Source organism: Aeromonas sp. R7-2 (genome assembly GCF_040908105.1).
Taxonomy (GTDB): Bacteria; Pseudomonadota; Gammaproteobacteria; order Enterobacterales; family Aeromonadaceae; genus Aeromonas; species Aeromonas caviae.
Window position 1 is genome coordinate 14,500 of record NZ_JBFODC010000003.1, and the last position, 24,608, is coordinate 39,107.

At 62.9% G+C, this 24,608-nt stretch carries 22 protein-coding genes and 1 tRNA gene; 9 read left to right on the forward strand and 14 right to left on the reverse strand.

What is annotated here, in order from left to right:
* Nucleotides 1-77: 77 nt before the first annotated feature.
* The gene (rluD, locus tag AB5Y47_RS00090) at nucleotides 78-1,058 is read right to left on the reverse strand and encodes a 23S rRNA pseudouridine(1911/1915/1917) synthase RluD (RefSeq protein WP_010675991.1); all 981 of its coding nucleotides are present in this window, start codon (nucleotides 1,056-1,058) and stop codon (nucleotides 78-80) included.
* Between the two features lie 116 nt (nucleotides 1,059-1,174).
* Here rluD and AB5Y47_RS00095 point away from each other — a divergent pair, with 116 nt between their 5' ends.
* Entirely contained in the window at nucleotides 1,175-1,930 is a 756-nt protein-coding gene (locus AB5Y47_RS00095; RefSeq protein ID WP_029314864.1) for an outer membrane protein assembly factor BamD, read from the forward strand.
* 72 nt (nucleotides 1,931-2,002) lie between these two features.
* On the opposite strand, the gene AB5Y47_RS00100 is transcribed toward AB5Y47_RS00095, so the two are convergent.
* The 5 genes from AB5Y47_RS00100 to yqhD all read right to left on the reverse strand — a co-directional run bounded on the left by AB5Y47_RS00100 (nucleotide 2,003) and on the right by yqhD (nucleotide 9,025).
* Nucleotides 2,003-3,310, reverse strand: a complete 1,308-nt coding sequence (locus AB5Y47_RS00100; RefSeq protein ID WP_368219571.1) for a serine dehydratase subunit alpha family protein — start codon at nucleotides 3,308-3,310, stop codon at nucleotides 2,003-2,005.
* Nucleotides 3,311-3,336: 26 nt separating this feature from the next.
* Nucleotides 3,337-4,008 carry a transcriptional regulator gene (locus AB5Y47_RS00105; RefSeq protein ID WP_069652367.1) on the reverse strand — a complete coding sequence of 224 codons (672 nt, stop codon included), beginning with the start codon at nucleotides 4,006-4,008 and terminating at the stop codon, nucleotides 3,337-3,339.
* Between the two features lie 327 nt (nucleotides 4,009-4,335).
* On the reverse strand, nucleotides 4,336-5,820 hold the full coding sequence (gene pntB / locus AB5Y47_RS00110) for a Re/Si-specific NAD(P)(+) transhydrogenase subunit beta (protein WP_010675995.1): 1,485 nt from the start codon (nucleotides 5,818-5,820) through the stop codon (nucleotides 4,336-4,338).
* Between the two features lie 11 nt (nucleotides 5,821-5,831).
* Nucleotides 5,832-7,358, reverse strand: a complete 1,527-nt coding sequence (locus tag AB5Y47_RS00115) for a Re/Si-specific NAD(P)(+) transhydrogenase subunit alpha (RefSeq protein ID WP_010675996.1) — start codon at nucleotides 7,356-7,358, stop codon at nucleotides 5,832-5,834.
* Between the two features lie 506 nt (nucleotides 7,359-7,864).
* Nucleotides 7,865-9,025, reverse strand: a complete 1,161-nt coding sequence (gene yqhD / locus AB5Y47_RS00120) for an alcohol dehydrogenase (RefSeq protein ID WP_324029491.1) — start codon at nucleotides 9,023-9,025, stop codon at nucleotides 7,865-7,867.
* 118 nt (nucleotides 9,026-9,143) lie between these two features.
* Here yqhD and AB5Y47_RS00125 point away from each other — a divergent pair, with 118 nt between their 5' ends.
* The 3 genes from AB5Y47_RS00125 to AB5Y47_RS00135 are packed head-to-tail and all read left to right on the forward strand — an operon-like array spanning nucleotide 9,144 to nucleotide 11,030.
* Nucleotides 9,144-10,067: an AraC family transcriptional regulator gene (locus AB5Y47_RS00125; protein WP_010675998.1), complete on the forward strand. Its 924-nt coding sequence runs from the start codon at nucleotides 9,144-9,146 to the stop codon at nucleotides 10,065-10,067.
* 1 nt (nucleotide 10,068) lies between these two features.
* On the forward strand, nucleotides 10,069-10,590 hold the full coding sequence (locus tag AB5Y47_RS00130) for a lipocalin family protein (protein ID WP_041211937.1): 522 nt from the start codon (nucleotides 10,069-10,071) through the stop codon (nucleotides 10,588-10,590).
* Nucleotides 10,587-11,030 (forward strand): N-acetyltransferase, encoded by a 444-nt coding sequence (locus AB5Y47_RS00135; protein WP_049636043.1) that lies wholly within the window; start codon nucleotides 10,587-10,589, stop codon nucleotides 11,028-11,030. Before AB5Y47_RS00130 ends, AB5Y47_RS00135 begins: the two co-directional genes overlap by 4 nt.
* A 128-nt stretch (nucleotides 11,031-11,158) precedes the next feature.
* On the opposite strand, the gene AB5Y47_RS00140 is transcribed toward AB5Y47_RS00135, so the two are convergent.
* Nucleotides 11,159-13,048: a methyl-accepting chemotaxis protein gene (locus AB5Y47_RS00140; RefSeq protein WP_102948937.1), complete on the reverse strand. Its 1,890-nt coding sequence runs from the start codon at nucleotides 13,046-13,048 to the stop codon at nucleotides 11,159-11,161.
* A gap of 200 nt (nucleotides 13,049-13,248) precedes the next feature.
* Nucleotides 13,249-13,746, reverse strand: coding sequence for a lactoylglutathione lyase family protein (locus AB5Y47_RS00145; RefSeq protein WP_041209527.1), 498 nt, complete (start codon nucleotides 13,744-13,746; stop codon nucleotides 13,249-13,251).
* 100 nt (nucleotides 13,747-13,846) lie between these two features.
* Between AB5Y47_RS00145 and AB5Y47_RS00150 the strand changes: the two genes are divergently transcribed.
* A complete protein-coding gene (locus AB5Y47_RS00150) occupies nucleotides 13,847-14,719 on the forward strand; it encodes a LysR family transcriptional regulator (protein ID WP_049636044.1) in 873 nt (290 codons plus the stop codon).
* 54 nt (nucleotides 14,720-14,773) lie between these two features.
* Here AB5Y47_RS00150 and AB5Y47_RS00155 read toward each other — a convergent pair whose 3' ends face one another.
* Nucleotides 14,774-16,144, reverse strand: a complete 1,371-nt coding sequence (locus AB5Y47_RS00155) for a phosphatidylserine decarboxylase family protein (RefSeq protein WP_368219574.1) — start codon at nucleotides 16,142-16,144, stop codon at nucleotides 14,774-14,776.
* A 209-nt stretch (nucleotides 16,145-16,353) separates the two neighbouring features.
* Nucleotides 16,354-16,430 (reverse strand) — tRNA-Trp (locus AB5Y47_RS00160).
* Nucleotides 16,431-16,632: 202 nt separating this feature from the next.
* Here AB5Y47_RS00160 and AB5Y47_RS00165 point away from each other — a divergent pair.
* The 4 genes from AB5Y47_RS00165 (at nucleotide 16,633) to AB5Y47_RS00180 (ending at nucleotide 19,561) form a co-directional block, all read left to right on the forward strand.
* A complete protein-coding gene (locus tag AB5Y47_RS00165) occupies nucleotides 16,633-17,175 on the forward strand; it encodes a hypothetical protein (RefSeq protein WP_227263204.1) in 543 nt (180 codons plus the stop codon).
* A gap of 274 nt (nucleotides 17,176-17,449) precedes the next feature.
* Nucleotides 17,450-18,370: an aspartate carbamoyltransferase gene (gene pyrB, locus AB5Y47_RS00170; protein WP_010676005.1), complete on the forward strand. Its 921-nt coding sequence runs from the start codon at nucleotides 17,450-17,452 to the stop codon at nucleotides 18,368-18,370.
* A 16-nt stretch (nucleotides 18,371-18,386) separates the two neighbouring features.
* Nucleotides 18,387-18,851, forward strand: a complete 465-nt coding sequence (gene pyrI, locus AB5Y47_RS00175) for an aspartate carbamoyltransferase regulatory subunit (protein ID WP_010676006.1) — start codon at nucleotides 18,387-18,389, stop codon at nucleotides 18,849-18,851.
* Nucleotides 18,852-19,069: 218 nt separating this feature from the next.
* Entirely contained in the window at nucleotides 19,070-19,561 is a 492-nt protein-coding gene (locus tag AB5Y47_RS00180; protein ID WP_039039633.1) for an arginine repressor, read from the forward strand.
* A 154-nt stretch (nucleotides 19,562-19,715) separates the two neighbouring features.
* Here AB5Y47_RS00180 and AB5Y47_RS00185 read toward each other — a convergent pair whose 3' ends face one another.
* The 4 genes from AB5Y47_RS00185 to arcA all read right to left on the reverse strand — a co-directional run bounded on the left by AB5Y47_RS00185 (nucleotide 19,716) and on the right by arcA (nucleotide 24,536).
* Nucleotides 19,716-21,122 carry a YfcC family protein gene (locus AB5Y47_RS00185; protein WP_010676008.1) on the reverse strand — a complete coding sequence of 469 codons (1,407 nt, stop codon included), beginning with the start codon at nucleotides 21,120-21,122 and terminating at the stop codon, nucleotides 19,716-19,718.
* 121 nt (nucleotides 21,123-21,243) lie between these two features.
* Complete coding sequence (gene argF, locus AB5Y47_RS00190) at nucleotides 21,244-22,248, reverse strand: ornithine carbamoyltransferase (RefSeq protein WP_042864776.1); 1,005 nt, start codon at nucleotides 22,246-22,248, stop codon at nucleotides 21,244-21,246.
* A 78-nt stretch (nucleotides 22,249-22,326) separates the two neighbouring features.
* The gene (arcC, locus tag AB5Y47_RS00195; RefSeq protein WP_253583727.1) at nucleotides 22,327-23,253 is read right to left on the reverse strand and encodes a carbamate kinase; all 927 of its coding nucleotides are present in this window, start codon (nucleotides 23,251-23,253) and stop codon (nucleotides 22,327-22,329) included.
* A 62-nt stretch (nucleotides 23,254-23,315) separates the two neighbouring features.
* Complete coding sequence (gene arcA, locus AB5Y47_RS00200; protein ID WP_010676011.1) at nucleotides 23,316-24,536, reverse strand: arginine deiminase; 1,221 nt, start codon at nucleotides 24,534-24,536, stop codon at nucleotides 23,316-23,318.
* Between the last annotated feature and the right edge of the window lie 72 nt (nucleotides 24,537-24,608).

A 24,608-nucleotide genomic window follows, 5' to 3' on the forward strand; every position in this document is an offset into this window, starting at 1 on the left:
GCAACCAGTCAAGGGGCCCCGCATCAGATCATGGAGGGCAGGTTACGGCAGGAATCGTCGCAAGGCCGCCCCCGGGATCAGTTCCAGACCAGATCGTCCGGATTGGCCAGGGTATCCGCCCGCAGCACTTCCATCAGCGCCACCATGTCCTGCGGCGTGGGGGAGTGCCACTCCATCACTTCACCCGTGATGGGATGCGCCAGCTTCAGCATGGTGGCGTGCAGCGCCTGACGGTGGAAACCGCGCAGGGCCTCCGTCAGTTCGGGGGTGGCGTTGCGCAGCAGACGCAGACGACCGCCGTAGGCGGGATCCCCCACCAGCGGATGCTTGATGTGGGCCATGTGGACACGGATCTGGTGGGTACGGCCGGTCTCCAGCCGCAACCGCAGACGGGTGTGCCCACGGAACTTCTCGTGCACCCGGTAGTGGGTGACGGACTCGCGCCCGTTGGGCACCACGGCCATGTGGGTACGCTGGGTCGGGTGACGACCGATGGGGGCATCGACGGTGCCGCCGGCGGTCATGTGACCGATGGCAATCGCCTCGTACTCACGGGTGATCTGGCGTGCCTGCAGGGCTTCCACCAGGTGGGTCTGGGCGGGAATGGTCTTGGCCACCACCATCAACCCCGTGGTGTCTTTGTCCAGACGGTGCACGATACCGGCGCGGGGGACCTCGGCGATGCCGGGGTAGCGGTGCAGCAGGGCGTTGAGCACGGTGCCGTCCGGCGTACCGGCGCCCGGGTGAACCACCAGGCCGGCCGGCTTGTCGATCACCAGGATGTGTTCATCTTCATAGACGATGTTCAGCTCGATGTTCTGGGCATCCCAGCGGGTGTCGTCTGCCAGTTCCACATTCACATGTACCTGCTGCCCGGCCACCACTTTCTCGCGCGGGGTATTGGCAACCTGACCGTCCAGGGTCACTCTGTCCTGTAAAATCCACTCCTTGATGCGGGTCCGGGAGTAGTCGGGAAACAATTCGGCCAGGGCCTGGTCGAGTCGTTGCCCGAATTGGTGATCCTGAAATTCGCCTGTCAGTTCAATATGCTGGCTCATGTATGGTCTCTTGAGCGGGGGTATCAATTCGAAATAATCCGGGTATTCTAGCTTTTCTTTTAGCCAAGCATAACGGATACTTTGCCAATTTCGTGGAAATGGACCGGATGTTGTTGATGGGAAAGAAGTCTCACCTGCTGATGTCGCTCGCCTTGGTCGCTACCCTGATCACTGGCTGTTCCAGCACCAAACCCAAGGTTCCCGACGAACCGCCGGAAGTTCTGTACCAGAAAGCCCGCATCAAACTGGATACCGGCAACTACCTCAATGCCATCGAACTGCTGGAAGCGCTGGACTCTCGTTACCCGTTCGGTGCCTACTCCAACCAGGTTCAGCTCGATCTCATCTATGCCTACTACAAGCAGGATGATACCGCCCAGGCGATCGCCAACATCGACCGTTTTATCCGCCTGAACCCGGCGCACAAGAACATCGATTACGTCTTCTATATGCGCGGCCTGACCAACATGGCGGCGGATTACAACTTCTTCCAGGATTTCCTCGGCATCAATCGGGATGACAAGGACCCCTCCTACGCCCGTCAGGCCTTCCAGGACTTCAAGACCCTGCTGCAGAACTACCCCAACAGCAGCTATGCAGCCGATGCCCGTGCCCGCATGATCGGCCTGAAGAACCGTCTTGCCCGCTATGACCTGGGGGTAGCCGAGTACTACGTCAAGCGTGACGCCCTGATCGCCGCCGCCAACCGCGCCAAGCTGATCGTAGAGACCTATCCCGACACGATGGAAACCGAGAAGGCACTGGAAATCATGGTCAACGCCTATGACACCCTGAAGATGCCGACCCTGGCCCAGCATGCCCGCGAAGTGCTTGCCAAGAACTACCCGGACAACCGTCTCGGTCGCGGCTGAGTAGCGAACGAACAATGAAGAACCGGAGCCACTGGCTCCGGTTTTTTTATGGCCGACGGCGGCACTCCGGGGTCACTGGTGCTTACCCTGCTGCTTGGCCCGCATGATGTTGATGATCTCGATGTCGGTATCCAGCATCCCCTCCCTGGAGAGGCGACCCAGGTTGGCGATGGTCTGGTCCACATCGTCCGAGACGATCCCCTCGCTCTGGGGCACGCGCAGGTTGTTGATGGCCATCAGCGAGGATTTCACCGCCGCCGAGGTTGAGGTGGAGACCTTCATGGAGCAGGCGCTGCCGGCGCCGTCGCAGATGATGCCGGAAACATCCCCAATCATGTTGTTGATGCAGTGGCTGATCTGCTCGAACTGGCCCCCCAGCAGCCAGGTGATGGCGGCCCCCGATCCCATGGCGGCGGTACTGGCGGCACACAGGGCGGAGAGCTTGTTCTGGTAGGCCTTGATGTAGATGGCCACCAGGTGGCTCATCACCAGGGCACGGGCCAGCTGCTCGTCATCGGCCTTGAGGAAGCGGGCGGCGGCGACCACCGGCATGGTGGCGGCAATGCCCTGGTTGCCGGAACCGGAGTTGGACATGGCGGGCAGCATGGCGCCATCCATCCGCGCATCGGAGGCGGCAGACGACAGGCGCATGACCAGGGTCATCAGATCGTCGGAAAGCAGCTTGCGTTCCACCTGGTCGGTGAGGATCTTGCCGATACGCAGGCCATAGCCCTGCAGCCCTTCGTCCGCCAGCGCCTGGTTCATGGTGGCCGCCTCGCGGATGAAGTCGATCTCGGCCAGCGGCACCTCCAGGGCGAAGGCCACGATCTCCTTCAGGGTCATGGCGGGCTTGTCGGCCTTGGCTGGCTGGATCTGCACTCCGGGGGCGCTGTCCTGCACCATCAACACCTCGCCATCCTTCTCCATCAGCACGATGCGGGTGTGGTCGGTACAGATCACCACCCGGGCGCTGTGCCCCTCCACTTCGGCCAGCACCTCGGCGTAGAGCACGTCGGGCACATCCTTCACATCCACCTCTATGGTGGGCAGCAGCCCCTTGGCCGCCTCGACCTGATCCGGCGTGAGGCTCTTGAGCACCTCCAGCCCAGCATCCGGGTTGCCACCGGTGATGCCGACGGCGGCGGCCACCGGCAGGCCGATCATGCCGGTGCCGGGCACGCCGACCCCCATGCCGTTCTTGAACAGATTGCCGCTGACCCAGACGCGGGTGCGAGTCGGTACCTGCCCCAGCAGCTTGCGGCAGTTGGCCGCCGCCAGGGCGACCGACATGGGCTCGGTGCAGCCGAGGGCCGGCACCACTTCACGCTTGAGCAGGGTAATAAAGTCGGTCCATTGTACGTTCATTGCGATGTGTCTCATGTTCATGACGCCCGCGTGCGGGCTCGTCATTGTTGTTCGGCCAGTTCCGCCTTGTGATTGCGGATATGCAGGTAAACGGTATGGCGGGAGATGCCGAGCAGCTCGGCTACCAGTTGGGCGGCATCCTTGATCTCGAAGATGCCCATGTCGTAGAGCCGGTGCACGATCGCCTTGTTGCGCACGCTGCTGCCCAGCCCGGGATCCCTGTCCACCTTGGCGATCACCTGCGCCACCAGATCATCCACCGAGCTGGCGAAGGTCTCGGTGCCGTGGGCAGGGGGTTCTGCGGGCGGGGCAAAGGTGTCGAGCAGGCTGCCAAGGGGCGTGTCCAGGCTGAAATTCACGCACAGCATACCGATGGGTTTGCCCTCGCGGTTGCTGATGGTGATGGACGAAGACTTCAGCAGGGTGCCCTCCCGGGAGCGGGAGAAATAGCTGCTCCACTGGCTGCCGGCGGCACTGTGCAACTTGTCGAGCGCAAAATCGGTGACCGGCGCACCCTCCTGGCGGCCGGTGATGTGGCCGTTGGCAATCTTGATGACGGAGGCGTGCAGACTGTCAAAGGCGTGCAGCACCACCTCGCAGCCCGGGCCAAACAGGGCGGACAGCGCCGCCACCGCAGGCTCGAAGCTGGCGATCAGATGGCGCTCTTCATCGGTCAGTGTGCTGGCGTCGCGCAAGGGAGCTACCTCGGTCATGGGGTCATCCGGTCAACGTTGGGTAAGGATATTCACAGCGGACTCAAATAAAATTGAGCAAATCCGCTTTTTGCGCGGGCATTATGCCCGACTGGTGAGACAACACCACAAAATGTGAGCAAAATCACGACTGAAATGACAAAAAGGCCCCATGAGAGGCCTTTAAGGTGGTTTTTTGGTGCTTTTGCTCAACTTTAATTGAGCCAGGGCTCGCCAGTCAGTCCGGACAGGCAGGCACCACCGCCTGTCTGTTCCCTGCAACGGTCACCCACTCTGGTCATAGAAAAAGGGGGCCGAAGCCCCCTTTTTGTCTCATCCGGTCAACGCTTACAGCGCCTTCAGGATGGCCTCGACGCTGGCCTTGGCATCGCCAAACAGCATCTGGGTGTTCTCCTTGAAGAACAGCGGGTTCTGGACACCGGCGTAGCCAGTGTTCATGGAGCGCTTGAAGCCGATGACGTTCTGCGCCTTCCACACTTCCAGCACCGGCATGCCGGCGATGGGGCTGCCCGGATCTTCCATGGCGGCCGGGTTGACGGTGTCGTTGGCACCGATCACCAGCACCACGTCTGTGTCGGCGAAGTCATCGTTGATCTCGTCCATTTCCAGCACGATGTCATAGGGGACTTTCGCTTCCGCCAGCAGCACGTTCATGTGACCAGGCAGACGACCGGCCACCGGGTGGATGCCGAAGCGCACCTTGACGCCGCGATCACGCAGCTTCTGGGTGATCTCGGCCACCGGGTACTGGGCCTGCGCCACCGCCATGCCGTAGCCCGGGGTGATGATGACGGAGCTGGCGTTCTTCAGCATGTCGGCCACGTCTTCGGCGTTGGTCTCGCGGTATTCGCCCAGCTCCTGCTCGGCGGTGGAGGCCACGCCGTCGGAGCCGAAGCCACCGGCGATCACGGAGATGAAGGAGCGGTTCATCGCCTTGCACATGATGTAGGAGAGGATGGCACCGGAGGAACCCACCAGGGCACCGGTGACGATCAGCAGGTCATTGGAAAGCATGAAGCCCGCCGCCGCCGCCGCCCAACCGGAGTAGGAGTTCAGCATGGAGACCACCACCGGCATGTCCGCGCCACCGATGGAGGCGACCAGGTGCCAGCCGAAGGCGAAGGCGATCAGGGTCATCACCAGCAGAGCGAAGGTGGAGCCACCGGCGTTGACGAAGTGGATCATCAGCGCGATGGAGACCACCACGGCCAGCAGGTTCAGCTTGTGGCGGTGCGGCAGCATCAGCGGCTTGGAAGAGATGAGGCCACGCAGCTTGCCGAACGCCACCACGGAACCGGTGAAGGTCACGGCACCGATGAAGACGCCCAGGAACACTTCCACCAGGTGGATGTTCAGCATGGCGCCGGAGAGGTGCTCGACCTGGGCGACGCTTGCCGCCTGCTCGAACGCCGCCCGGGCGGCTGCCAGGGTCGCATCCAGGTTGGAACCGACGGAGACCACCACTTCAGCGGGGGCGGAGGGGTGCAGATCGATGAAGCTGTTGAAGCCCACCAGCACCGCTGCCATGCCCACGAAGCTGTGCAGCACGGCCACCAGCTCGGGCATCTCGGTCATCTCGACCTTGAGGGCCAGACGCACGCCGATGGCGCCACCGATGGCCATGGCCAGGATGATCCAGTGGACGCCACTGGTTTCCGGGTTGAAGACGGTGGCGAGCAGGGCGATGGCCATCCCCGCGATACCGAACAGGTTGCCATGCTTGGCCGTTTCTTGCTTCGACAGTCCCGCGAGACTGAGGATGAAGAGCACGGCGGCAACGATATAGGATGCTGTTACCAGTCCTTGAGACACGTTAAACCCCCTTAATCCTTACGGAACATCTTCAGCATGCGCTGAGTGACGGTGAAGCCACCGAAGATGTTGATACTGGCAATCAGCACGGCGACAAAGGCCAGCACGGTGACCAGGGTCGACCCTTGTCCAATCTGCAACAGCGCACCGACCACGATGATGCCGGAGATGGCATTGGTGACCGACATCAGCGGCGTGTGCAGGGCGTGAGAGACGTTCCACACCACGTAGTAACCGACCACGCAGGCCAGGATGAAGACGGTGAAGTGGGAGAGGAAGGCGGCAGGCGCCACAGCGGCCACCCAACCGAAGGCGGCGATACCGAGGGCACCGAACACGAACTTCTTGTTGGAGGGCTTGGCCTCTTCCTTCTTGGCGGCCGGTTTGGCGGCAGCCGGTTTCTGCGGGGCGGCAGAGACGGAGATGGCGGGGGGCGGGAAGGTCACTTCACCGGCCTGGACCACCGTCATGTTGCGCTGCACCACGTCTTCGAAGTCGATGGCGACGTTGCCGTCCTTCTCCTTGCACATCAGCTTCATCAGGTTCACCAGGTTGGTGCCGTAGAGCTGGGAGGATTGGGCAGGCAGGCGGCCCGGCAGATCGGTGTAACCGATCACCTTGACGCCGTTGTCGGTGACATGCAGTTCACCCGGTACCGTGTATTCGCAGTTGCCGCCGGCCTGGGCCGCCATGTCCACGATGACGGAGCCCGGCTTCATGCTGTCCACCATTTCCTTGGTGATGAGCTTGGGTGCCGGCTTGCCCGGGATCAGGGCGGTAGTGATGATGATGTCCACTTCCTTGGCCTGCTGGGCGAACAGCTCCATCTCGGCCTTGATGAACTCTTCGCTCATCACCTTGGCGTAACCGTCGCTGGAAGCGCCATCTTCGCCGCCGAAGTCCAGCTTGAGGAATTCCCCACCCATGGACTCGATCTGCTCGGCCACTTCCAGGCGGGTATCGAAGGCACGCACGATGGCACCGAGGGAACCGGCGGTCCCGATGGCGGCCAGACCGGCCACACCGGCACCGATGACCAGCACCTTGGCGGGCGGTACTTTACCGGCGGCGGTGATCTGGCCGGTGAAGAAGCGACCGAACTGGTGCGCGGCTTCCACGACGGCGCGATAGCCACCGATGTTGGCCATGGAAGAGAGGGCGTCGAGGGACTGGGCACGGGAGATCCGCGGCACCATGTCCATCGCCATCACATTGATGTTGCGCTCGGAAAGCTTCTTGACCAGCTCGGGGTTCTGGGCGGGCCAGATGAAGCTCACCAGGGTGGCACCATCCTTAATTTGTGCGATTTCGGCCTCGGTCGGCGCGTTGACCTTGAAGACAAGGTCGGCTTGCCAGACGTTCGGTACCACGCTGGCACCGGCAGCCTCGAAGGCGGCATCATCGAAGCTGGCTCGCAGGCCGGCACCGGCCTCGATGGCAACCTCGAAGCCGAGCTTTTTCAGCTGCTCGACAGTGGCCGGGGTCGCTGCGACCCGGGTCTCACCGGCGAGACTCTCTCTCGGTATTCCAATCTGCATGACTATTCCCTGATGGTTAATAAACAATCATCGCCAAGTCTCTCATGTCTGAGGGGACAAGGCATGATCAAAGTGCAGGTCACGGGCCCTTTGTTATGAAAATCAGCAGGCTTCACCTCGACCTCCTGTCACGGTCAGGCCCCCGCTTTTCAGGCGCGAGGGTGATTAGTATCAAATTTTGGAGTTTTATTACAACCACGGCCCCGGGCGGGCGGGTACAGAATTCAGCCCATCCCGGACCATGATTAAAAAAAACAAACCAAATTAGGGGCTTATACCAGCAAAAAGCGCTAAAAAAAGTGATCCAACCAGTCAAAAAAAATGTTTAACCCGGCCTCTACCTTAGCGTTTTTTGTTCTTACGAAATCTGCCGTTGGCTCATCTGATGAGATGAAAAGGGAAAAAGTAACCATTTTGCAACGATCAGGGGGCCGCGTCCCCGCCTGCTGGCGGGTTCGGGCCCCCTGGTGCAACCGGGCCTGCGGCCCGCTTCAGGCGCGCTCTGCTTACCAGGCCGCCTCATAAATATGCCGGCTCTGAGCCAGGTCGATGTCGCCGTGCTCACCCAGGGCGGTCATGCCGTGCTCTTCGAGCTTGGCCAGCAGGGCGTCGATCCGGGCGTCGGCCACGTAATCCCGCAGCCGGGTCTTGATCCCCATCCGCTCGAAGAAGTCACGGGTGGCGGCGATGGCACCGTCGATACGCGCCTCGTCACTGCCGCTGCGCAGATCCCAGACCCGCTCGGCGTATTGCAGCAGTTTGGCGCGCTTCTGCTCGCGCTTGGCCTGCAGCAGGGCGGGCAGCACCACCGCCAGGGTCTGGGCGTGGTCCAGACCGTGCAGGGCGGTGATCTCGTGGCCCAGCATGTGGGTGGCCCAGTCCTGGGGCACACCGGCTCCGATCAGGCCGTTCAGCGCCAGGGTGGCGCTCCACATGATGTTGGCACGCACGTCGTAGTTTTCCGGCTCCACCAGCGCTTTGGGCCCCTCTTCCGCCAGGGTCAGCAGCAGCCCTTCTGCAAAGCGATCCTGCACCTTGGCATCCACCGGGTAGGTGAGGTACTGCTCCAGGGTGTGGATGAAGGCATCCACCACCCCATTGGCCACCTGACGGGCGGGCAGGGTGTAGGTGAGCACGGGGTCGAGCACGGCGAAGCGCGGCATCACGAAGGGGGAGAAGAAGTGCTGCTTGTCGCCTGTGCTCTTGCGGGTGATGACGGCGCCCATGTTCATCTCGGAGCCGGTGGCCGGCAGGGTCAGCACGCAGCCCAGGGGAATGGCGGAGGCCACCTCGCCGCCGACGGTCTCGAGGATGTGCCAGGGGTCCTTGGCCAGGTCGTAGTGGGCCGCCGCCGCGATGAACTTGGTGCCGTCCAGCACGGAGCCGCCACCCACTGCCAGCAGGAAGTCGACCTTCTCGGCGCGGGCCAGTTCGACGGCGCCCATCAGGGTCTCGTAGGTGGGGTTGGGCTCGATGCCGCCAAATTCAAACAGGGTCAGGCCGGCCAGCTCGCTGCGGATCTGGTCCAGCAAGCCGCTGCGCACCACGCTGCCACCGCCGTAGGTGACGAGGATGCGGGCGTCGCTGGGGATCTGGCCGCGCAGCTGGGCCACCTGGCCCTTGCCGAACAGCACCTTGGTGGGGGTGTGCAGGATGAAGTTGTTCATGGGATCTCCCGGGGTGGTCGTAGTCGGTAAGGTATGGGTTGCATTTTTCTCTTATAACCCCCTACCATCAAGGGAGCTTTCTGCCGATTTCTTGCCTATTTCTACTGAGCCTGGATAAATGAGTACAAATCAGCCCATCGCGGCGACCCACCAGTCCGCCCTCGCCAGCCGACTCGCCGCCCTGGCACCCCACCCGGGGATCACCGCCGCCCCCGTGCCCGGCGTGCACCTCATCTACACCACGGAGCATCACGACCGCATCCCGGTGCTCTACCGCCCGCGCATGATCATCATCCTGCAGGGGCACAAGGTGGGCTATCTCTCGGACTTCACCTTCCGCTACGACCCCGAGCACTACCTGATGATGACCCTGCCGCTGCCCTGCGAGTGCGAGTGCTTCGCCTCCCCCGAATCCCCTCTGGTGGGGCTCTCGGTGGAGATCGACGTGGCGGCGCTGCAGGCCCTGCTGCTGGAGATGGGGGACGCGGCCCCCGCCCCGGCGGAACCGGGTCGCGGCGTCGTCTCCGTGCCCCTCTCCGAGACCATGCTCTGCGCGGTGGAGCGCCTCATCGACGTGATGGACAAGCCGCTCCACGCCCGGGTGCTGGGGCCCCAGATCGTGCGCGAGATCCTGTTCCACGCCCTGCACGAAGGGGGGGCCCCCGCCCTGCTGGCCATGGCCAGCCGTCACAGCCAGGTGAGCCAGATAGCCCGGGTGCTGCGTATCATGGAGCAGCGCTTTACCGAGAACCTGACGGTGGAGGAGCTGGCCCGGGAGGCAAACATGAGCGTCTCGGCCTTCCACCACCACTTCAAGGCGGCCACCGCCACCTCGCCCCTGCAGTACATCAAGACCCTGCGCCTGCACCGGGCGCGGCTGATGATGCTGCACGACGGCCTCAAGGCCGGGGTGGCGGCGGACAAGGTAGGCTACGAGAGCGGCTCCCAGTTCAGCCGCGAATACAAACGCTTCTTTGGCAACACCCCGAGCGAACACGCGGCACGCTTCCGCTCGGGACAACTGCGTATCGTGGAGGGATGACATGCGCACACTGATCCTGCTCGTTCTGACCCTGCTGGCCACCGCCTGCACCGGCATTCCACCGGGACACCAGGTGGTCAAGCCCTTCCAGCTCGACCGCTACCTGGGCACCTGGTACGAGGTGGCCCGCCTCGATCACGGTTTCGAGCGCGGCCTGAACCGGGTCACCGCCACCTACAGCCTGCGGGATGACGGCGGTGTCAGGGTGATCAACCGGGGGCAGGACGAACAGGGGGAATGGCGCGAGGCCGAGGGGCGCGCCTACTTCGTGGGCGACAGCGACGAGGGGCGCCTCAAGGTGAGCTTCTTCGGCCCCTTCTACGGCAGCTACAACGTGCTGGCGACGGACTATGAGCTCTCCCTGGTGAGCAGTTACAACCTCCAGTACCTCTGGATCCTCTCCCGCACGCCCCATCCCCCCAAAGAGAAGGTAGAGGCCCTGGTCGAGCGGGCCAGAGGGCTCGGCTTTGCCACCGACCGGCTGATCTGGGTCAGCCAGGATCCGGCGGGGAACGCCCCATGAGGATCTTCCAGGCCACCCCCGGGGACATTCCCCGGGTCACCCCCCTGTTCGTGGAATACCGGGCGTTCTACCAGCTGCCTGCCCGGCCCGAGGCCGCCGAAGCCTTCCTGCTGGAGCGCTGCACCGCCGGGGAGTCGGTGCTCTTCGTGGCCCAGAGCGAGGCGGGAGAGGTGCTGGGATTTGCCCACCTCTATCCCCTGTTCTGCTCCCTCGCCCTGAAACCCATCTGGCTGCTGTACGATCTGTTCGTGGCGCCGGCGGCCCGCCAGCAGGGGGTGGCCCAGGCGCTGCTGGCGCGGGCCGATCGCCACGGCCAGGACACGGGCGCCGCCTTCCTGATGCTGAGCACCGCCACCGACAACCGGCAGGCTCAGGCCCTCTACGAAGGGCACGGCTACCAGCGGGACAACGAGTTCTACAGCTACATCAAACCTCTCTGAGCCTCTGCCTGCGCCCGTTGCAGGGCCAGGACCCGATATTATTCAGCGGGTGCATGGCGAAATAATATCCATACACAGGATGAATAAAGGCGACCCCGGGGTCGCCTTTGTCACATCCGGGTCTCAGCCTAGAGCCGGAAGCGCCCGATCTCCTGCTCCAGCCGCTCGGTGAGAGACTTGAGCTGGGCCGCCTGGGCGGCCTCTTCGCCGGCCTGGGCCGCCAGCGCCTGGGAGACGTGGCGGATATTCTCGGTGTTGCGGCTGATCTCGCCGGTCACCGAGGTCTGCTCCTCGGCCGCCGCCGCGATCTGGGTCGCCATGTCGCTGATGGCGCCGATGGCCTCGTTGATCCTGCCCAGGCTGAGATTCGCCGCTTCGGCGTCCTCCACGCTGGTGCCCGCCAGCTGGCGGCTGGTCTCCATGCCGCCCACCGCCTTGCGGGTGGTCTGCTGCAGCGCCTCGATCATCTGCTGGATCTCGGCGGTGGAGTCGTGGGTGCGGCGCGACAGCACCCGCACCTCGTCCGCTACCACAGCAAAGCCGCGCCCCTGCTCCCCGGCCCGGGCCGCCTCGATGGCGGCGTTCAGGGCCAGCAGGTTGGTCTGCTCGGCGATGCCGCTGATGGTGGCCAGAATGCCGCTGATCTGCTGGGCGTGGCCATCCAGCTCGTGGATGGTCTGGCTGGCGTCGGAGACCTCCCCCGCCAGCCCCGTGATGCTGCGCTGGCTCTGGCCGACCTGGGACTGGCCGGCCACCGCGAGGCGCACCGCATCACCGGCGGTGTTGGCGGCAAACTCGGCGTTGCCGGCGATCTCCTGGGTGGCGGAGGCCATCTCGGTCACCGCGGTGGCCACCATGACGATCTCGTCCTGCTGCTGGCGCACCCGCTGGCTGCGGGCCTCGGCCCCCGCCGCCTGGGTGCGGGACTGGGCCGCCAGCTCGACGGTGACGTCCCGCAACCGGCTGACGATGCCGTGCAGTCGCGCCACGAACTGGTTGAAGTTCTGGGCCAGCTGCCCCACCTCATCCTGGCTGCGGGTGGCGATCTGCACCGTGAGATCCCCCTCCCCGTGGGCGATGTCGGCGAGCGCCCTGGAGACCCGTCCCAGATCCGCGAACAGGTAGTTGAACATGGCGATGAGTAGGGCACCGAACACCAGCAGCAGTACCAGGGTCAGCCCCACCAGTTGCCACAACAGGGAGGCGAGCGGCGCCTCCAGCACCTCCTTGTACATCACCATGGCGAGCAGCCAGTCGGTGCCGGGCACGCCTTGCACCGAAAGCAGCACCTCGCGCCCGTTCAGGTTGGCGCCGTGCAGCTCGCCGTCGCGGCTCCACGCATCCAGCGCCGCCCCGGTGAGGCCGGGATCCAGCTCCGCCACCTGCTTGAGCGCCAGCTCCTTGTTCGGGTGGCCGACGATGAGGCCGGTGCGATCGAGCAGCATGGCGTAGCCCTCTCCCTGCACCTTCATGGCCAGCACCTCGTCGATGAGGGCGTCGAGGGAGAGATCCGCCCCGGCCACCCCGATCACCCGGCCCTGGTGGCTCACCGGCTCGGCCAGGGTCACCACCATCTGCTGCATGGTCACGCTGACATAGGGCGGCGTGACGATGAGCTTGCCCGCCTTGTCGGCGTTCTGGTACCAGGGGCGGGCCCTGGGGTCATAGTTGGCGGTGTTGAGGGCGGGATCGTGGCGGGTCATCTCCCCCTGCGCCGAACCAAAATAGGTGAGGCCGAAACCGCCGGAGGTGCGGGTCTGCAACAGGTGGGGCACCAGGGCCGTGTCGGGGTCGTGCGCAATGACGGCGGCCAGGGCGTCGACCGCGTGCTTGCGATCCTCAAGCCAGTTGCCGATGGCCACCGAGTGGGCGTGGCCGTAGTTGACCGCCTCGCTCTGGATGGCGTCAAGGGTGCGGGATTTGAGGGTGTGGAAGGCGACAATACCGAGCAGGGCTGCCATCAGCAGCACTACCCCCAGGCTGGCCGCGAGCAGCTTGCCGCGCAACGAGAGAGTCATGACAACGAATCCTTGTGGTAGCCGGGGGCCGGGAATACCCCCATCTTGGTAGTTCTATCGGCACAATGATGAACGGTCTTTAGTGAATCCTGATATTTTTTCATATATCAACAACAGAACGCACTACCAGCAACAGACTGTTCACTATTCCATGCTGACACCCGCAGGCACCACAAGGCCGCCCGAAGGCGGCCTGTCACTTACCCCTGATAGGCACCGGCGGAGTAGGTCAGCTCATAGCTGTGGCTGTAGATCTCGATGATGTTGCCGAAGGGATCTTCCATGTAGACCATGCGGTAGGGCTTCTCGCCCGGATAGTACTCGCGCACCGGCATCCGCTGCTTGCCACCCGCTGCGACGATGCGCGCCGCCAGCCCCTCGACATCCGGATCCTGCACGCTGAAGTGGAACACCCCGGTCTTCCAGAATTCGAAGTTGTTTTCGCGCTGCTCGCTGTTGGGGAACTCGAACAGCTCGATGCCGATCTTGTCGCCGGTGGAGAGATGAGCGATGCGGAAAGAGCCCCAGCCCGGGCCAAATACGTCGTTGCACATCACGCCGATGGCGGAGTCATCCTCGGTGATGGTGGTCGCCGGCATGATGAGATACCAGCCCATCACCTTGGTATAGAACTCGACTGCCTTGTCGAGGTCAGTCACCGTGATGCCGATGTGGGAGAAGTTGCGCGGGTAAGTCATAAGTCACCTTGAAATTGTGTGTGGGAAACAGGTGACATGATAGGAAGAGACGCCATAATGAAAAATAAGGTCAAACTAATGGAATACATAAATTAAATTTATGGTTAATCCACTCTGGCTCCACACCCTGGTGGTGGTGCATGAAACCGGCAGTTTTACCCGTGCCGCCGATCGGCTGGATCTCACTCAGGCCGCCGTCAGTCAGCATATCTCGCGCCTCGAGGCCGAATTCGGCCCCCTGCTGCTACGCAAGCCCCGTCAGCTGGAGCTCACCCCGCGCGGGCTGGTGCTGCTCGACTTCGCCCGCCAGCAGGCGCAGGCCGCCGAACAGCTGCGAGCCCGTCTCTCTGATGACGACCCTCACCGCGGCGCCATCACCCTCACCACCCCCGGCAGCATTGGCCTGCTGCTCTATCCCCTGCTGCTCGATCAGCAACAGGAGCATCCCGGACTCACCATCCAGCACCGCTTTGCCCCCACCCCCGACATAGTGCAGGCGGTACTGGCGGGGCGCAGCGATCTGGGACTGGTGGATCAACCGCCGGAGCACCCCAGCATAGCCGCCGAGCCCTTCGCCCGCGAACCCCTCTGTCTGGTAGTACCCAACGACGGCGAGGAGCCGAGCTGGCAGCACCTCTGTCAGCTCGGCTTTATTGACCACCCGGACGGCCGCAGCATGGCTCAGCGCCTGCTGGGACGACGCTATCCCGGCCAGCGCTTCGGCGAGATCCCGCTGCGCGGCTTTACCAACCAGATCGGCCTGATCCTGGAGCCAGTCGCCCGCGGCCTCGGCTTTACCGTGCTGCCCCGCTTCGCCGTCACCGCCTTTGCCCAACAGGAGCAGATCCGGGTGATCCAGAGCAGCATTGAGGTGATCGACACCCTCTGGCTGATCTACCGTGCCGAATGGCCGCTCCCCGCCCGCCACCAGCGGCTGGTGGAAACCCTCAAGACGCAGGTCGGCGCCATCTGATGGACAAACAACAAGGCCGCCTCAAGGGCGGCCTTTTACTGTCCGGCGGCTGGGTTATTTGACCCGCGCCAGCGCCGTGTTGATCCTCAGGTTGGTCGCCTCCAGCCCCGGCTGCTGGCCGTAGAAGTCGAACGCCAGCTCGACACCGGGGCGAAACAGCAGGCAGTGGGTGGAGCCGCCGAAGTGGAACATGCCGAGCTGCTCCCCCTTCGCGATCCGCTGCCCCGGCTGCACCGTCACCTCGCAGCTCGACACCTCCGCCATGCCCACCGGCACCACGCACATCAGGCCGATCCTGGGGTTGTCCGCCTCGATGAAGATGAGTGCACGGGTCGCCACCGCGGTCAGGAAGGGTTGGGACTGGTTCGGGGCGCTGGGATCGGGCCCCGCCGGGCTGTCGAAACCCTGGTGGCGGTTGGCCAGGTAGTAGCTGCCGTTGACCACCTTGACCGAGCGCACCGTGCCGCTCACCGGGCTGTGCCAGCGGTGATAGCTGAGGGCGCTGAGGAAGGCCTGATAGAGGGTGCCCCCCTCGAACGCGGCGGCGCGCGGGTCGAAGTCCAGCAGGTTGTCCAGGGAATAAGGCTGCCCCTTGAGCCAGAAGGCGTCCTGCCGCCTTACCCCGGTCACCACCTGCAGCGGGGCCGACTCGCAGGCGTTGGCGATCACGCTGTCATCGTCCGGGGCCGTCACCGGCCGCACGCCGGGGCAGAAGCGGCGGGTGAAGAAGTCGTCCCAGCTGGCGAAGCCCTCGTATTCCTCTCCCGGCGCGGTGTGGAAGATCCCCTCGAAGCGCTCTGGGGTGGGGTTGTCGCCGGCCCCGAGCGCCCCCTGCGCCACCTTGATCATCTCCCGTTTCGCCACGTCACCCAGCCAGGGGACGATCAGGGTCTGGCGATCCAGGGGGCTCACCGACTCGGTCAGCACATAACGGGACGCGGGACCTTGCAGGAAGTCGGCCCAGTAACCGAGGATCTTGCGTAATTGCTGGTTCACCAGCGCATTGGCGAAGAAGTCGTACCCGGCGGCCGTCGCCATGGGCCAGTTGAGCAGGGCATTGATGGGGAATCCGATCAGCCCGGCGGGCTCCTGGGTCTGCACATCCTGATAGGCTTCCGGGGCCGTGGTCATGATGCCGTTGAGCAGCTGCAGGAACTCATCGAAGCTGCGCACCTGGACCTGACCGAGCGGCGTGCTGTGCTCGTGCTGCCACGCCTCGTCAAACATCCCCTGTGCCTGCTGATGCAGGAGAGGATCCTGCTCCACCAGCGCCTTCAATCCGGCGATCGGGGCCACCAGCGGGCGAGGCTGGCGGGTGACCGCCTGACGCAGCCGCTGTACCCAGCGCGCCACATGGGCCTGATCCCGGGGGACCCAGCCACCGGCATGGGCATGGGGGTGACGCGTATCCACTGCCTTGTTCATCGCTCTCTCCTTGTTGAAGCGCCTTGGGCCCGCCGGATGCGATGCGCCTGAAGGCGCCATCTGGCAGGAAGCAAGGTGTAGCACAGGGGGAAAGCGGCCTCCATTGACAGAAATGGCAGCGGCGAAGCGGGGAAAAAGAGGCTAACGGAGGCGTTGGCAAACGACGGAAATGCGAAAGGCCAGCTCAATGAGCTGGCCTTTCTGAAAAATGGCAGGGGCGGCAGGACTCGAACCCGCAACCATCGGTTTTGGAGACCGCTGTTCTACCAATTGGAACTACGCCCCTGCAACAAACGAGGCGTAGTATACAAAGCGGAGGTCAAAGGTAAAGGCTTTTTTTCTCACTTTCGATGCGATCGAACAAATGACGACCAGATCCCCGCAATTCCAACAAGGAGCGGGGGTAAGCTGCTGTATTTGCAGCCCCGACGGGGTAGGAATGGGACACAAATGGGGGTAGGGTGAAACCAGGCTCAGGGAGGCTGCCCATGCTCAATTACCGACTGCTGCAACAGCTTGCGCCCCTCAACTTCCGGGATGAGCGCAAGACGGAGACCCTGGCCGACTATCTGGACAGAGTCTCTCCCCTGGTGCCCTCCATTCCCTCCAATGTGCTCGCCCAGTGGATTTACCGCCATTGGCGCGGTTTTGAATCCAACTGGAGCTTTATCGATCTCGCCAGCCACCAGTTCGAGTGCGAGCACTGGCCCACCGCGCAGATTATCGAGCAGATAGACTCCCGCCACATGGAGGTGATCGATCGCTGGGGCGAGATGCTGCGCAGCAACCGCTACGTGCGCCGCTCCTGGCTCGGCGATGACATGCTGCGCCGGGGCACCTGGTCCGAGCCTGTCATCGTCCTCGCCACCGCCCCGGGAACCTGCTACCCGGACGGTCACCCCCTGCCCCATCCCTACTGCCTGCTGGAGGGGCACCACAGGCTCGGCTACCTGCGCAGCATGGCCGCCGATGGCGCTCCTTTGCAGACGCAGCACGCACTCTGGATTTGTCGACCCGTTCGCGACACTTAAACGTTTTTCTGGGCAAATCCTGCCTCTGAAATAAATTTTTGACAATTCAAAAACCAGCCCTATAATCGGTGCGGTTTTGAAAAAGGTCGGGACAGGACAATGCCGTTTTTGATGAAAAAAGCAGCCTTGCAGACGGGTGGAGCGCACCAGAGCGGCCCCGTTGTTTCCGGTTCCCGTCCCACAGATCCCCCGTTTTTTTTGAAAAGAGCCCCTGTTTCAGGGGCTTTTTTTTGTGCCGGAAAAACCTTCATTGATGCCAAAGGGAATGCAGACGATGACCAATCCACTCTATAACAAACACGTCATCTCCATCTCGGATCTGACCCGGTCCGACATGGAACTGGTGGTCGCCACCGCACAGCGGTTGAAGGCCGAACCCGACAGCCGCCTGCTGAAAGACAAGCTGGTCGCCAGTTGCTTCTTCGAAGCCTCCACCCGCACCCGTCTCTCCTTCGAGACCGCGGTCCAGCGCCTGGGCGGCAACATCATCGGCTTCGCCGACGGCGGCAACACCAGCGCCAAGAAGGGCGAGACTCTGGCCGACTCCATCAAGATCATCAGCTCCTACACCGATGCGGTGGTGATGCGCCACCCGAAGGAAGGGGCAGCCCGTCTGGCCTCCGAGTTCTCCCGGGTGCCGGTCATCAACGGCGGTGACGGCTCCAACCAGCATCCCACCCAGACCCTGCTCGACCTCTTCTCCATCCACGAGACCCAAGGCAAGCTGGACGGCCTCAACGTCGCCTTCGTCGGTGACCTCAAGTACGGCCGCACCGTCCACTCCCTGGCCCAGGCCCTGAGCCTGTTCAACTGCCGCTTCTTCTTCATCTCCCCGGAGGCGCTGGCCATGCCGGACTACCTCTGCGAGGAGCTGGAAGAGAAGGGCATCCGCTTCAGCGTGCACGAGACCATGGAAGAGGTGATGCCGGAGCTCGACATCCTCTACATGACCCGCGTCCAGAAGGAGCGCTTCGACGAGACCGAGTACAAGCACATGGCCGCCAAGTTCGTGCTGGAGCTGGCGACCCTGGAAGGGGCCAAGCCCACCATGAAGATCCTCCATCCCCTGCCCCGGGTTGACGAGATCGAGGTCGCCGTCGACAAGACCCCCCACGCCTACTACTTCCAGCAGGCGGAGAACGGGGTCTATGCCCGCCAGGCACTGCTGGCACTGGTACTGAACGAAACCGTCTAAGGGAAAGGGGAACATCATGTCCGAGAAGAACCAACTGCAAGTCGAAGCCATCCGCCACGGCTCCGTCATCGACCACGTCCCCGCCGGCCAGGGCATCAAGATCCTCAAGCTGTTCCAGCTGATCGAGACCCAGGAGCGGATCACCGTCGGCTTCAACCTCAAATCCGGCGCCCTCGGCAAGAAGGATCTCATCAAGATCGAGAACACCCGTCTGACCGAGCAGCAGGCCAACCAGCTCGCCCTGTTCGCCCCCAAGGCGACCGTCAACATCATCGAAGACTTCGTGGTGGTGAAGAAGCACCAACTGGCGCTGCCGGAGTTCATCGAAGGGGTGTTCCACTGCCCCAACTCCAACTGCATCTCCCACAACGAACCGGTGGAGAGCTACTTCCGGGTGCGCGAGGTGAAAGGGGCGGTGCGGATGAAGTGCAAATACTGCGAGAAGTCCTTCACCCAGGACATCGTCAGCGAACGCTACTGATTTCCTGCCGACAAAGGATATCCATGTGGGCCCCATCGGGCCCATTTTTGAACCCTGTCACATCACTTATTCCCCCTTTGGTTATAATTTGCCATCCCGTAATGGATATACCTCGCTCATCCCCTGCTTGAGTGCTCCTCATTAGTGTTTTTCGCTATGAAAAGCCGGAACGACAGACTGGGCGAGACCGCCATCGCTCATCGCCAAAGGAAGTCGCCATGGTCAACACCCTCAGCCGCCCAGCAGAACCAGAGTCCGACCTGGCCCAGCTCGACGCCTGCCGCCAGATCATCGGCCAGCACTGCTACAGCACCCAGGAGGAGATCCGCCGCGAGCTCTCCGCCCGCGGTTTTGCGGACATCAGCCAGTCCACCATCTCCCGCCTGCTGCGCCGTCTCGGGGTCGCCAAGGCCCAGAACGCCAACGGCAAGAAGGTCTACACCCTGGTGGACGAGCAGCTGGAGCCCGCCGGCAGCACCCGCTCCATCCACGACATGGTGCGCGCCGTGGTCCACAACCAGCAGATGGTACTGGTGCATACCACCCCGGGGGCCGCTACCGTGGTGGCTCGCCTGCTGGATCGCAACGCCAATCCCGAGATCCTGGGGGCCGTGGCCGGCAACGACGTGGTACTGATCGCCCCGCGCCACATCAGCCGAACCCGCCAGGCTCACGCTGCCGTGGTGCGCACCCTGGAAAACGCCCGCTGACCCCTGCTGGATGCCAGAAGGCGACCCCGGGGTCGCCTTTTTGTTGCCCGCGCGGCAAGGAGTCAGACCACGGGAGAGCCCGGGCGCCCCGCCTTGCCAGCCATAAAAAACGGGAGCCCCAGGCTCCCGTTGTTGTCCCTATGTCTGTCGGCATTCATGCCAGCACGGCGCCCAGGCTCAGGCAGAGCACGATCAGCACGGTCAGCATGCCGAGCAGCGGGGCCACCCACTTCAGCCAGCGCACATAGGGCACCTTGGCAATGGCCAGCCCCCCCATGACCACGGCGGAGGTCGGGGTCACCAGGTTCACCAGACCGGAGGCGGACTGGTAGGCGGTGACCACCAGCTCGCGGCCCACGTTGGCGAAGTCGGCGAGCGGCGCCATGATCGGCATAGTCAGCACCGCCAGACCGGAGGAAGAGGGCACCAGGAAGGAGAGCACCACTTCCAGCACGAACATCACGTTGATGAAGACGATGGTGGAGAGGCCGGTCACGATCCCCTCTGCGCTGTGCAAAATGGTGTGGGTGATCATGCCGTTGTCCATCACCACCACGATACCGCGGGCGATACCGATGATGAGGGCCACGCCGAGCAGGTCACGAGCGCCGTCGATGAAGTTGGAGGTCAGCTCCTCCTCGCTCATGCGGGAGATGACGCCGACGATGATGGCGGCAGCCAGGAAGACGCCGGAGATCTGCGCCATCCACCAGCCCAGCACGGCCACCCCGTAGATCATCACGGCAAAGGCGGCGACGAAGATACCCAGCACGATCTTGCGGGTGGTGGTGAACTCCAGCATCTGGTCGCTCTTGTTGCCGAGGAAGTGGGCACGGTTCTCTTCCCACTTGTCGGCCACCAGGGACTTGCTGGGATCGCTTCGCACCATCTTGGCGTAACGCATCACATAGGCCACGCAGATCAGCCAGCCGGCCACCAGCATGGCGACCCGCAACCAGATGCCGTCGGTGAAGGAGATGCCGGCCGCGTTGGCGGCGATCACGGTGGCGAACGGGTTGATGGTGGAGCCCAGGGTACCGATACCGGCCCCCAGCAGCACGGTCGCGGCAGCGACCACGGGGTCGAAGCGGGCCGCCATCATCACCGGCACCAGCAGGGTGTAGAACGGCAGGGACTCTTCCGCCATGCCGTAGATGGTACCCCCTGCGGCGAACAGCGCCATCAGGATGGGGATCATCCACTCTTCACGGCCACGCAGGCGATCGGTGACGCGCTCGATACCGGCATCGATGGCACCTGTCTTGGTCACGATGCCAAGGAAGCCACCGATGATCAGGATGAAGAGGGAGACGTCGATGGCGCCAGCCTCGTAGGTGTCGTGGTTGTAGAGACCGTCGATGGGTGCCAGCAGCACGTCGACGATCCCCTGGGGATTGGCATCCACCAGTTTGTAGGTACCGGCCACCGGCACTTCCTTGCCGAGGGCCTCGTTCATGGTCATCTCGTATTTGCCGGCCGGCACTATCCAGCTCAGGGCGGCCACCAGGGCGATCAGCACAAACAGTATCGTGTAGGCTGACGGGAACTTGAATTTGGTCATGGTCCAGCTTCCTTCTGTGGGTGTGGTATCCATGCAGGCTGCGGGTCGTAGGGTTGGAGGTATTATGCCGCTGTCACATGGTTGAAAAGCCGGGGGTCACCCCCCGGCACCACTGACGACGTCAGTCGCCCAGCGTAGCCACCATCACTGCCTTGATGGTGTGCATCCGGTTTTCCGCCTCGTCGAACACGATGCTGTGTTCGGATTCGAACACGTCCTCGGTCACTTCCAGGCCCTTCATGCCATATTTGTCGGCCACTTCCTTGCCCATGGTGGTCTCGTCGTTGTGGAACGCCGGCAGGCAGTGCATGAACTTCACATCCGGGTTCTTGGTGGCGTTGATGACGTCCATGTTGACCTGATACGGGGTCATCAGTTTCACCCGTTGATCCCAGGCTTCCTTCGCTTCACCCATGGAGACCCAGACGTCGGTGTAGAGGAAGTCGGCACCCAGCACACCCTCTTTCACGTCTTCGGTCAGGTGGATGCGCGCACCGGTCTCTTCGGCGATGAGGCGGCAGGTGGCAACCAGCTCCTCTTCCGGCCAGAAGGCTTTCGGAGCGACCAGACGAATATCCATACCCATTTTGGCGGCGCCGACCATCAGGGAGTTCCCCATGTTGTTGCGGGCATCACCCAGGTAGGCGAACTTGATTTGATCCAGACGCTTGCCCTTGCCGTGCTCCAGCATGGTCATGAAGTCAGCCAGGATCTGGGTCGGGTGGAATTCGTTGGTCAGGCCGTTCCACACCGGTACACCGGCGTAGGCACCCAGCTCTTCCACGATCTCCTGACCGTAGCCACGGTATTCGATGCCGTCATACATGCGACCCAGTACCCGGGCGGTGTCCTTCATGGACTCCTTGTGACCGATCTGGGAACCGCTTGGGCCAAGGTAGGAGACTTGCGCGCCCTGGTCGAAGGCCGCCACTTCAAACGCACAACGGGTGCGGGTGGAGGTCTTCTCGAAGATTAGGGCAATGTTCTTGCCGACCAGATGCTTGCGCTCATAGCCACCGTATTTGGCTTTCTTCAGGTCGATGGCCAGATCGATCATGTATTGGATTTCGCGCGGGGTGAAGTCCAGCAGTTTCAGGAAGTTACGGTTACGCAGATTAAAAGCCATGATGAGTTCTCTCTATATTTGTTCAGACCAATTTGGCAGTGTTATTGACTACGCAGTTGTTCAGACCAGAGCCTTGGCTCAGGCATTGACGGTATTGGTGGCGACGATGTTGGTGCCGGCTTCCCCCTTGAGGATGGCCAGGCCATCTTCCAGGGAGCCGATGCCGACCATGCCGCCGGTCGCCTTGACGAATTCACAGGAGGCTTCGACCTTGGGCCCCATGGAGCCTGCGTCGAACTTGACCCCGGCCAGCTCGTCCGGGCTGGTGATCCGCAGCGGACGCTGGGTCGGCTTGCCCCAGTCCAGATAGACGGCATCGGCATCGGTCAGGATCAGCAGGGCGTCGGCCTTGATCTGCTTGGCCAGGTAGGCGGCAGACATGTCCTTGTCGATGACAGCCTCGATGCCGGTCAGGCTCTGGCCATCCCAGGTCACCGGGATGCCACCACCACCGGTACAGATGATGAGGTGACCCTGGGCGATCAGGGTTTCGATGGCGTCACCTTCGACGATGCGCTGGGGTAACGGGGACGGCACCACGCGGCGGAAGAACTTGCCGTCTGCCTTGACCACCCAGTGCTTCTCTTCTGCCAGGGTGCGGGCTTCCGCCTCTTCGTAGACGGGGCCGATGAACTTGGTCGGGTTGGCAAACGCCGGATCCTGGGGATCAACCTGCACCTGGGTCAGCAGCGCGGTGACGTTGCGGCTCGGCATCAGGTTCTTCAGCTCCTGGATCAGCATGTAGCCGATCATGCCCTGGGACTCGGCACCCAGCACATCCAGGGGATAGGGGGAGACCTTGGTGTAGGCGCTGTTCTGCAGGGCCAGCAGGCCGACTTGCGGGCCGTTGCCGTGCACCAGCACCACGTTGTAATCCTCGGCGATGCGGGCGATGGTCTTGGCGGCGGTGGCGATGTTCTTGCGCTGGATGTCGGCTTCCAGAGGTTCACCGCGGCGGAGCAGGGCATTGCCCCCCAGGGCGACGACGACAGTTGGTTTTTTCATGGGTGTTACTCTCGAATTCGGGTGTGTGTGGCGCCAGCCTCTGCCGGCGCCACGCCGTCTTGTCAGATGCCGTCACGTTCCATCGGGCAGCTCATGCAGCGGGCGCCGCCGCGGCCACGTCCCAGCTCTTCACCCGGGATGGGCAGCACTGTGATGCCAGCCTTGTCGTACTTCTCGTTGGTGTAGGTATTGCGCTCGTAACCCACCACCACGCCAGGGCGCACGGTCAGCACGTTGTTGGCGTCGTTCCACTGCTCCCGCTCGGCCTCGAAGCTGTCGCCGCCGGTGGTGATGAGCCTGAGCTGATCCACCCCCAGCGCCTTCTCGATGGCGGTCACGAAGTAACCCTCTTCCTTGATGTTCATCCCGGTGGCACCGCCCGGGGTCAGGCTCCAGCAGTTCACATCCTTGCGGATGACTTCCGGATAGACGGAGAAGGTGTCGACATCCATGTGGGTCATGACGGTGTCGAGGTGCATGCAGCTGCGGTGTTTCGGCAGCTCCATGGCGATGACCTGTTTCGCCTGACCGTGCTTGAACAGGCTGCGGGCCAGGTGCTCCACCCCTTGTGGCGTGGTCCGCTCGGACATGCCGATGAGCACGGCGCCACGGCCGATGACCAAGACGTCGCCCCCTTCGATGGTGGAGTTGTCGTAGTCGCGCTCCTCGTCACCGAAGTACTTGATGAACTCCTGACCGGCAAACTGCGGGTGCCAGCGGTAGATGGCCTTCACGTGGTTGGTCTCGCGACGACGGGCGGCCTTGGCCATGGGGTTGATGGAGACGCCGCCATAGACCCAGCAGGAGGTATCGCGGGTGAAGAGGTGGTTGGGCAGCGGTTCGATGATGAAATCGGTCGGGGCATGCATGCCGACCACCATGTTGACGCCACTGTAGGGCATCTCGGAGTAGGTCAGGCCGCCGGAGAGGATGCGGGCCAGCTCGCGGTGAGGCATGTCCGCCAGGAAGCAGCGCACGTCGTTGGCCAGGGCAGTGCCGAGGCGATAGTCGGAGACCTGGTGTTGCAGCAGCCAGGCTTTGGCTTCCGGCACATCCAGGGTTTCCGCCAGCAGATTGGTCAGGAGGAAGACTTCGACATTCTGATCGCGCAGTACCTGAGCGAATTTGTCGTGCTCCTGACCGGCACGTTCCACGGACAGGACGTCGTCAAACAGCAGATCCTGGCAGTTGGAAGGGGTCAGACGCTTCAGACTGAGGTTGGGGCGGTGCAACATGACACGGCGCAACTGGCCAACTTCAGAACCTACATAAAATTTGCTCATGATGATATTCCGTCTAGCTGTGGTCCCTGCGAGTGATTGAATAGATTCCTTCTATTCAGGCTCGTGGCTAAG

Coding starts and splice junctions, on each gene's coding strand:
- yqhD (WP_324029491.1), bottom strand. CDS start 9,025: ATGAACAACTTCATCCTGCACACCCCCACCAAGGTGCTGTTCGGCAAG.
- AB5Y47_RS00100 (WP_368219571.1), bottom strand. CDS start 3,310: ATGAGACACATCGCAATGAACGTACAATGGACCGACTTTATTACCCTG.
- AB5Y47_RS00140 (WP_102948937.1), bottom strand. CDS start 13,048: ATGACTCTCTCGTTGCGCGGCAAGCTGCTCGCGGCCAGCCTGGGGGTA.
- argF (WP_042864776.1), bottom strand. CDS start 22,248: ATGGCTTTTAATCTGCGTAACCGTAACTTCCTGAAACTGCTGGACTTC.
- arcA (WP_010676011.1), bottom strand. CDS start 24,536: ATGAGCAAATTTTATGTAGGTTCTGAAGTTGGCCAGTTGCGCCGTGTC.
- AB5Y47_RS00150 (WP_049636044.1), top strand. CDS start 13,847: ATGGTTAATCCACTCTGGCTCCACACCCTGGTGGTGGTGCATGAAACC.
- AB5Y47_RS00095 (WP_029314864.1), top strand. CDS start 1,175: ATGGGAAAGAAGTCTCACCTGCTGATGTCGCTCGCCTTGGTCGCTACC.
- AB5Y47_RS00145 (WP_041209527.1), bottom strand. CDS start 13,746: ATGACTTACCCGCGCAACTTCTCCCACATCGGCATCACGGTGACTGAC.
- AB5Y47_RS00130 (WP_041211937.1), top strand. CDS start 10,069: ATGCGCACACTGATCCTGCTCGTTCTGACCCTGCTGGCCACCGCCTGC.
- AB5Y47_RS00155 (WP_368219574.1), bottom strand. CDS start 16,144: ATGAACAAGGCAGTGGATACGCGTCACCCCCATGCCCATGCCGGTGGC.
- AB5Y47_RS00180 (WP_039039633.1), top strand. CDS start 19,070: ATGGTCAACACCCTCAGCCGCCCAGCAGAACCAGAGTCCGACCTGGCC.
- AB5Y47_RS00135 (WP_049636043.1), top strand. CDS start 10,587: ATGAGGATCTTCCAGGCCACCCCCGGGGACATTCCCCGGGTCACCCCC.
- AB5Y47_RS00105 (WP_069652367.1), bottom strand. CDS start 4,008: ATGACCGAGGTAGCTCCCTTGCGCGACGCCAGCACACTGACCGATGAA.
- AB5Y47_RS00165 (WP_227263204.1), top strand. CDS start 16,633: ATGCTCAATTACCGACTGCTGCAACAGCTTGCGCCCCTCAACTTCCGG.
- rluD (WP_010675991.1), bottom strand. CDS start 1,058: ATGAGCCAGCATATTGAACTGACAGGCGAATTTCAGGATCACCAATTC.
- arcC (WP_253583727.1), bottom strand. CDS start 23,253: ATGAAAAAACCAACTGTCGTCGTCGCCCTGGGGGGCAATGCCCTGCTC.
- AB5Y47_RS00115 (WP_010675996.1), bottom strand. CDS start 7,358: ATGCAGATTGGAATACCGAGAGAGAGTCTCGCCGGTGAGACCCGGGTC.
- AB5Y47_RS00125 (WP_010675998.1), top strand. CDS start 9,144: ATGAGTACAAATCAGCCCATCGCGGCGACCCACCAGTCCGCCCTCGCC.
- AB5Y47_RS00185 (WP_010676008.1), bottom strand. CDS start 21,122: ATGACCAAATTCAAGTTCCCGTCAGCCTACACGATACTGTTTGTGCTG.
- pyrB (WP_010676005.1), top strand. CDS start 17,450: ATGACCAATCCACTCTATAACAAACACGTCATCTCCATCTCGGATCTG.
- pyrI (WP_010676006.1), top strand. CDS start 18,387: ATGTCCGAGAAGAACCAACTGCAAGTCGAAGCCATCCGCCACGGCTCC.